Below are 8,170 nucleotides of genomic sequence, written 5' to 3'. Positions count from 1 at the left end.
CTCCGCACACGGCCGCGACAAGCGGCCGATACCGTAAACAAATGCTCAGAGTCGCTGACAATGACTGGCTTCAAGTCTGATTTCCTGAACGTGCTGCAGAGCCGCGGGTTCATTCATCAGTGCTCGGATTTCGAGGGCCTGGATGCGCTCGCCGCCAAGGGCCAGGCGACCGCCTATGTCGGCTACGACTGCACCGCACGCTCGCTGCACATCGGCAACTTCCTGACGATGATGATGCTGTACTGGCTGCAGCAGACCGGGAACAAGCCGATCACCCTGATGGGCGGCGGCACCACCATGGTCGGCGACCCCTCCGGCAAGGACGAGACGCGGGCGATGCGCACGGTCGAGGAGATCGAGGCCAACAAGGCGTCGATCCGCGGCGTGTTCGCAAAAGTTCTGCGCTATGGCGACGGCGCCACCGACGCCATCATGCTCGACAACGCCGAGTGGCTGACGAAGCTGAACTGGATCGAGATGCTGCGCGACATCGGCCGGCACTTCTCGGTCAACCGCATGCTGACCATGGATTCCGTGCGCCTGCGCCTGGAGCGCGAGCAGGAGATGAGCTTCATCGAGTTCAACTACATGGTCTGCCAGGCCTACGACTTCGTCGAGCTCGCCCGCCGCACCGGCTGCCGGCTGCAGATGGGCGGCTCCGACCAGTGGGGCAACATCGTCAACGGCGTCGAGCTCGGCCGCCGCATGGGCACCGAGCAGCTGTTCGCGCTGACCACGCCGCTGCTCACCACCGCCTCCGGCGCCAAGATGGGCAAGACCGCGCAGGGCGCGATCTGGCTCAACGCCGACCAGTGCAGCCCGTATGAGTTCTGGCAGTACTGGCGCAACACCGAGGACGCCGACGTCGTCAAGTTCCTCAAGCTGTTCACGACCCTGCCGCTGGCCGAGATCGAGAAGCTCGGCGCGCTAGAGGGTGCGGAGATCAACGAGGCCAAGAAGGCATTGGCGGATGCCGCCACCACGCTGCTGCACGGCGAAGAGGCCGCGCGCACCGCAGCCGAGACGGCGCGCCGCACCTTCGAGGAAGGCGCGATCGCCGAGAACCTGCCGACGATCGAGGTTGCCAAGTCCGAGCTCGACGCCGGGCTCGGCGTGCTCAATGCCTTCGTCAAGGCCGGCCTCGTCGGCTCCAACGGCGAGGCGCGGCGCCAGATCAAGGGCGGCGGCCTCAGGGTCAACGACGTCGCGGTCACCGACGAGAAGATGGCGCTGACGGCTGCGGAGCTCACCAGCGAGGGTGTGATCAAGCTGTCGCTGGGCAAGAAGCGACACGTGCTGGTCAAGCCTGCATAGGGGCATTCGCTTTTGCCTGCTTGTCAGGGCGCGCCGTTCGGCGCTCCCTGGCGGCATGACGATCAGCGCGCCGCAAGAGCCTGCGCAGACCGAGGAGACGCCGAGCCGGCCGCCCCAGGCGGAGCGCACGGCGTTGGTCGTGCTCGGCCTGTGCTTTGCGCTGTCCGTGCTCGGCCGCGGCCTCGGCGAGAGCTTCACCGTCTTCCTCAAGCCGATCTCCGACAGTTTCGGCTGGGACCGCGCCGGGGTGGTCTCGATCTATTCGCTGACGGCGCTGGCGGGCGGCCTCGCCGCCCCGCTGATCGGCCGGCTGTTCGACCATTCCGGACCGCGCGCCGTCTACGCCCTCGGACTGCTGCTGCTCGGCTCCGCCTTCACGGCCGCAGCGCATGCGCAGGCGCTGTGGCAATTCCAGCTCAGCATCGGGCTGTGCGTCGGCACCGGCATCGCGCTGATCGGCAACGTGCCGAACTCGATCCTGCTCGGACGCTGGTTCGGCGCGAGGCTCTCGACGGCCATGGCCGTGATCTATTCGGGCACCGGCGCCGGCGTGCTGCTGCTGCTGCCGGGCTCGCAGCTGCTGATCGATTCGATCGGCTGGCGCAGCGCCTATCAGTCGTTCGGCGCCGCCGCCTTCCTCCTGCTGGTGCCGCTGGCGCTGCTGCCCTGGCGGCTGTTTGCCGCGGGCGCACCGCACATCACCAGGCCGGTCACCGATGAGCTTGCCGACGACGCCTGGACCTTGTCGCGCGCGCTGCGCCATCACGCGTTCTGGGCGCTGTTCGCGACGTTCTTCTTCACCGCCATCGGCATGTACGCGATCGCGCCGCAGGTCGTCGCCTATCTGATCGATGCCGGCTTCGCGCCGCTGCAGGCCGCCACCGCCTGGGGTTTTTCGGGCGTCGTGCTCCTGTTCGGCATGCTCGGCGTCTCCGCGCTCGACGGGCTGATCGGGCGCCGACCGTCGGTGCTGTTCTCCTACGCGGTGTCGATCGCGGGCATCCTGATGCTGTGGGCGCTGCAGTTCTGGCCCAATGTCGTCCTGCTCGGCGGCTTCGTGATCTGCTTCGGCAGCATGATCGGCTCGCGGGGACCGCTATTGTCGGCGACCGCGATGAAGATCTTCCGCGGCAAGCGGCTCGGCACGATCTACGGCACCATCACGATCGGCAGCGGGCTCGGCTCGGCGCTGGGCTCCTGGAGCGGCGGCGTCATCCACGACCTCACGCACGGCTATGATGCCGTGATCCTCCTCGCGCTCATCAGCGTCGTCATCGGCATGATCCCGTTCCTGGTGGTGCCGGCGCTGCGACGCTGAGAGCCGCTCGCGAGATCAGTTGTTCGGCGCGACCTCCGCCGGCGGATAGGGCTGCCGGCCGGTGTTGAACTGGAAGATGTTCCTGAACACGCCGGGCGCCATCGCCGAGATCGGATTGACGCGCATGACCGGCGCGCTCGGCGTGCCCACCACCTCGTAGGTCACGCCGATCAGGCCTTCCTTGTTGCCGTTGCCGAGGATCAGCCCGAAGAACGGGATCTGGCCGAAGATGTTGTTGAGGCCGTAGGCCGGCACGATGGTGCCGTTCATCCGCACCTGGTTGTTGTTGTAGTCGATGTTGCCCTCGATCGTCAGGCCGATCGTGGGCCCCTGGACGATGCCGTCGCGGAACGACATCAGCCCCGGCTGGCGGGTGAATTCGGCGCGCAGCGCCGTGAAGCCGATGCCGCCGCCCTGGCCGCCGCCCTGTGCGCCGCCCGCCACGGCACGATCGAGCTGTTGCTCGCCACGCACCGTGAAGTCGCGCATGTTGATCAGCCCCTCCTTGGGGCTGGTGTCCGCGGTCGGTGGCTCCACGGCGAGCTCGAGCTGGCCACCCTGCACCTTGGAATAGGTGTCGGCGAAACGCAGCAGCGCGCCGGCATCGTTGGTCGTGAGATAGATCACCTCGCGGCCCTGCCGCCGGCCGCGCTGATCCGCCTCGCGGCCGACGCGCAGATCGGCGGTCACGGGCGTGTCGCGGCCGACCTTGCCGCTCAGGCTGAAGGCCTTGAAGGCGCCGCCGCGCCGGGAGACCTTGGCATCGACGCCGCGCAGCGCCTCGCCGTTGAAGCCGGCGACCGCGCCGAGCTTGATCTCGGCGTCGAAGTCGATGCTCGAGCGCGACTTGGTCTTGTCGGCATCCTTGTTGGTGCCCGAGATCGCAGACTTCAGGAAGCCGCGGCCGTCGAACACGTCACCGCGCATCGTCAGCTTCAGCACGCCGTCCTGGCCGCGCTCTGCCTTGATCTGCGTCTTGTCGCCCTCGGACGGTGAATAGGTCGGGAAGTTGGCGTTCATCAGGTCGCCGTTCTGGTCGATCTCGAGCGAGCCCTTGATCGACACGCCGCCGCCTTCGATGTTGATGTCCTCGAAGCGCGTCGATTGCGGTTTCGCCACGACGTTGAAGGTGGCCTTCCCCGCCTTCCCGGGCGTCTTGACCCAGCCTGGCAGCAGATTGTCGAGCTTCAGCTTGGAGAGATCCGCCTCGACTCCGATCCGGCTGTCGCGATCGGCGGCCGCGGCGATCTTGCCATTGAGCTTCAGCGGCACATCGCCCGTCATGGCGGAGCCGAGATCCAGGCCGAGCCTGGCCCGGCTGGCGTCGTCGAGCGTCGCCTGCATCCGGATGTCGGCATCGCCGTCGGTCGGCTTGCGATAGTCGAGCGTCGCCGGCTGGCCGTTGATCTTGACGTCGCCCTTGACCTGATAGCCCTGCGTGTTCGCAACGATCTTGAGCGTGTTAGCCTCGAGCTTCTGGTTCATCACCAGCTTGTCGGCAGCGAAGCCGCTGAGATCGGCGGTCACCGTGTAGTTGGTGTCCGCCTTGGTCAGCTCGCCCTTGACCGGCATCGCGAGATTGACGTTGGCCTGGAACGTTCCCTTGGTCTGGGCGGGATCGATCGGAATCGAGGACATGTCGCTCAGTCGGTCCGAGGCGAGGATCTCGGCAGCGGCGGCGACCGGACCGTCGACGCGCATGCGCACGCGCGACGGCGACGGCTTCGGCGCCATGTCCGGCACCTCGAACACGACGTCGGAGAAATTGAGCTTGCGGCCGGCCGGGGTGTCGGCGGCGCCCTGTCCGACCGTCACCGTCGCGGTGCGCCCGGTGACGTGCGCCTTCATGTCGGCATCGCGCACGGCGGGCAGTCCGTCGACCGGACGCACCGTGACGTTCGTCGCGATCACGTTGACGTCGAGGCCGTCGTCCGGAATCGGCGGCCCCTTGCGCGGCAGGTTGCGGGTCGGCGAATTCACCGCGATGTCGATCCGCTGCACGTTGCCGCGCTCGATGCGCTCGATCACCCAGGCCCGCACCTCCGGCACGATCAGCGCCGGCCAGAGCCGCTTCATCGCCAGCGCCGGCATCGGCGTCGCGGCGAAGCCGAGCTTGAGCCGCGGCTCGCCGGCATAGTCGACGCTGCCGGTGCCGGCGACGCCGATCTCGCCGTTGGAGACCTCGGCCTGCGTCAGCAGCACGCGCTTGCCTTCGGTGTCGAACCGGACATTGATCGAGATGCGGTTGAAGATCAGCGGCGGATCATTGGCAATCGCGCCGAGCAGGATGGTGCCGCCGCTCAGGTTGAGCCGCCAGTCGTTGACGCCGTCGTTCGGCGGCTCCAGATGGGCGTTGAGCGTGATGCGGTTGGCGCCCGAGATCACCTTGAGCGGCGCCACCAGCGCGCGGCGGCTGGCGTCCCACTCCATGTTGATCTCGGCGGAGTCGATCGCCATCGGATAGTCTGGCGTATCGGTGTCGATGATGTTGCCGGCGCCGATGTTGATCTTGCCGCGCAGATAGGTGGGCAGACCGTCGCGGCCGAGCTCGCCCTTGATCTCGCCCGTCAGCGGCAGATCCGCCATGTAGGTCAGATCCTTCAGCCGCAGCGCCAGCAGGATGTTGCTGGTCGAGACCTTGTCGGCCTTGATGTCGACACTGCGCACGCCGTTGGCCGGCGGTCCGACGAGGACCCGCAGCAGCCACGGCTTGGCGCCCTCCTCGCCCAGGCTGAGCGCGACGCCGCCGCCGGAGGGGCGGCGCAGGCTGAGGCTGATATTCTCGAACGTCCATTTGTTGCCGCGCTGCTGGTCGTCGACGATCAGCACGCCGTTCTTCAGGCCGATCTCGTTCAGGTTCTGGCCGTCGAGCCCGGTCAGGCTGAGGCTGTCGAGCCAGTCGAGGCCGGCGAGCAGGCCGTTCTGGGCCGTCGCCGGGCTGGACGGCACTGCGGCTGGCGGATTTGCCGGCGCGGCCTGCGGTGCCGCGGCCTGGGGCGAGCCGGGCGCCGGCGCAGCGGCCTGCCCGGGACGCGGGAAGGTCGGCGGCAGGCCGGCATCGCGTTTGGAGGCGACGCCGGTGGCCAGCGGCTTGCTGGTCTCGCCGGTCGAGACGGTGACGGTGCCGTCGGGCGTGATGCGGATGGCGAGTTCGGCGTCGACAAGCTTCAGGCTCTCGGCCCGCAATTGCCCCATCAGCAGCGCGGCGCCGGACAGCCGCACCTCGGCCTTGGGGGCACTGGCGACGATGGCGTGATCCTGGTCGCGCACGACGATGTCGCGGATCCGCACCGCGACGCGGATGCGGCCGGCGCGCTCGATCTGGGTGCCGCCGACCTCGACCGTATTGCCGTGGCCGATATTGTCCTCGATCGCGGCAGCGAGCCATGGCGTCGCGAGATCCAGGCTGATCGGCCCGGCGCCGAGCCGCAGCCACAGCCCGGCGAAGCCGACGGCCAGGATCAGCACCAGCAGCCCGAGCGACACCACGAATCGCCGCAAGACGCGGCCGCGCCGCGGTTGAGCGGTCGAAAGGCCGCCGCTCAGCTTCGAATCCGACCGCGACAGCAGCCGGCGGGCGCGCTGCTCGGCGGCCTCGTCATGCTCGACATGCTCCTCGGAATGCTCAGCCGCGTGCCAATCGGCGTCATCCCACTGCTGGCCCTGGGTGTCCGCTTGCAGATGGGGCCGCTGGGGTGATGTCTGTCTTGCCATTGCCTCTCGGTGCTGGCCCCTGGTGTCCGAACTATTCGTGCCAAACTGGCCTTGGCCAGGTTGGTCGCCGGTGATGCCTCGCCCGTTCACCGGGCGCTCCCCTGGCTCGCCGGCATGGCCTGCGTCCCCGTCACGTCCCGCGCGAGCGGGCCTCTCTCAAACCATCCGCTGCGCTCGCGCCCGCACCGGCGGCCGGGCAAAGCGCCAAATCACCGTCACTATATCCCGTCGCCCTCGCCTTTGCCCACCCGCTCGTGGCGGTGGACCGTGGCGCCCCCGGGTTCGATCGAAATTTGTCGCAGGCTCATCTGATCCGGAGACGGTACGAGAGTCGTCATGGAACTGGTACTCATGCTTGCTGGTACCCGTGATTTCGGCAGCGTCGCAAGAGGCATCGGCCGCGACCCGCGAAAAGCACGGACTCAGATCGATCCCGGGACACCGGACAAGAACCGGGATAGTTTCATTGTTGAGCCGCGGAAAGCGACGAAAGGAAGGCGTATGTCAAAGGAATCACGGAAGAAATCCTCCAATCCGGCGTCGTACGGACACGCCCTCGGGAACCGCGCCGCCACCGCCGCCAAGAAAGTCGCGAAGAAGACGGCCAAGCCCACAACGACAAAACCGGCCAAGAAGACCACCGCGAAGCCCGCGGCCAAGGCTGCAAAGGCCGTGACCAGCAAACCTTCGGCCGCCAAGCCCGCGGCCAAGGCCAAGCCGGCGAAGACGGCCGCTCCGGCCACCGCTGCCGCGGGGCTCGCCGAGGGCGCCAAGGCGCCGGCTTTCAAGCTGCCGCGCGACGGCGGCGGCACCGTTTCGCTGGCCGACTATGCCGGCAAGAAGCTGGTGCTGTTCTTCTACCCCAAGGCCAACACGCCCGGCTGCACCAAGGAGGCGATCGACTTCACCCGCCTCACTCAAGACTTCGCCGCCGCCGGCACCGCCGTGCTCGGCGTCTCCGCCGATTCGGTGAAGGCGCAGGACAATTTCCGCGACAAGCACGACCTCGCGGTGCCGCTGATCTCCGACGAGACGCACGAGATGCTGGAGGCCTATGGCGCCTGGGGCGAGAAGTCGCTCTATGGCCGCAAGTTTCTCGGCATCATCAGGAGCACCGTGCTGATCGGCGCCGACGGCCGCGTCGCCAAGGTGTGGCGCAACGTCAAGGTCGACGGCCATGCCGATGCGGTGCTCGCCGCCGCACGCGAGCTGTAGACCGGCGCGGACAGCGTTGGCGAAAAATTAACCATGCAGGGGTCAAATCGCTCCCGTAAATGACGCCGCTGGACGTAACGAGCTCCAGCCGGCGCGGGAGTGCCGATGTCGCATCGTTCCGGCCATCACGCCGAATATCCCCAGCACCATCCTCATGACCGCGGGCACGCTCACCATCGGCGCGCGCCCGCGCCGCATCCGGCGCCTGCTCCGGCCGCTGCCGCGTCGCAGAGCGACTACACGCTGGTGCATGCCGGCAAGCAGGTGCGGATCGGTCCGGTCGTGTTCTGGATCGTGGTCGGCACCGTCAGCCTGCTCGGCATCTGGTCGGCGGCGACCGCGACCTATTTCGCGTTCCGCGATGACGTGCTGACGCGGCTCATCGCGCGCCAGGCCGAGATGCAATACGCCTATGAGGACCGCATCGCCGAGCTGCGCGCCAAGGTCGACCGCGCCACCAGCCGGCAGCTGCTCGACCAGGAGCAGTTCGACCAGAAGCTCGATCAGATCCTCAAGCGCCAGAGCGCGCTCGAAGGCCGCGCCACCGCGCTCGGCAGCATGCCCGACATCACCGGCTCGATCCGCGCGCCCGCGCGCGCCTGAGACACG

4 protein-coding genes and 1 pseudogene are annotated in these 8,170 nt (G+C 67.9%); 4 read left to right on the top strand and 1 reads right to left on the bottom strand.

The features are described 5' to 3' along the window. The first annotated feature begins 60 nt into the window (after positions 1 to 60). Positions 61 to 1,314, top strand: coding sequence for a tyrosine--tRNA ligase (gene tyrS, locus BRAS3809_RS28810; protein ID WP_008965537.1), 1,254 nt, complete (start codon positions 61 to 63; stop codon positions 1,312 to 1,314). A gap of 55 nt (positions 1,315 to 1,369) precedes the next feature. Then, a complete protein-coding gene (locus BRAS3809_RS28805) occupies positions 1,370 to 2,632 on the top strand; it encodes an MFS transporter (protein WP_008965536.1) in 1,263 nt (420 codons plus the stop codon). Positions 2,633 to 2,647: 15 nt separating this feature from the next. Here BRAS3809_RS28805 and BRAS3809_RS28800 read toward each other — a convergent pair whose 3' ends face one another. Continuing rightward, positions 2,648 to 6,346: a YhdP family protein gene (locus BRAS3809_RS28800; RefSeq protein WP_008965535.1), complete on the bottom strand. Its 3,699-nt coding sequence runs from the start codon at positions 6,344 to 6,346 to the stop codon at positions 2,648 to 2,650. 501 nt (positions 6,347 to 6,847) lie between these two features. Between BRAS3809_RS28800 and BRAS3809_RS35255 the strand changes: the two genes are divergently transcribed. Together BRAS3809_RS35255 and BRAS3809_RS28790 are read left to right on the top strand one after the other, a co-directional pair. Then, entirely contained in the window at positions 6,848 to 7,561 is a 714-nt protein-coding gene (locus BRAS3809_RS35255; RefSeq protein ID WP_008965534.1) for a peroxiredoxin, read from the top strand. 105 nt (positions 7,562 to 7,666) lie between these two features. Beyond that, positions 7,667 to 8,161 (top strand): annotated as a pseudogene (locus BRAS3809_RS28790) (M23 family peptidase); the annotation flags it as partial. Positions 8,162 to 8,170 lie beyond the last annotated feature (9 nt).

This window comes from Bradyrhizobium sp. STM 3809, from assembly GCF_000239795.1.
GTDB lineage: Bacteria > Pseudomonadota > Alphaproteobacteria > Rhizobiales > Xanthobacteraceae > Bradyrhizobium.
The sequence above is the reverse complement of the archived record's forward strand: the minus strand, read 5'-3'. Positions and strand labels throughout refer to the sequence as shown.

Coding starts and splice junctions, on each gene's coding strand:
- tyrS (WP_008965537.1), top strand. CDS start 61: ATGACTGGCTTCAAGTCTGATTTCCTGAACGTGCTGCAGAGCCGCGGG.
- BRAS3809_RS28805 (WP_008965536.1), top strand. CDS start 1,370: ATGACGATCAGCGCGCCGCAAGAGCCTGCGCAGACCGAGGAGACGCCG.
- BRAS3809_RS28800 (WP_008965535.1), bottom strand. CDS start 6,346: ATGGCAAGACAGACATCACCCCAGCGGCCCCATCTGCAAGCGGACACC.
- BRAS3809_RS35255 (WP_008965534.1), top strand. CDS start 6,848: ATGTCAAAGGAATCACGGAAGAAATCCTCCAATCCGGCGTCGTACGGA.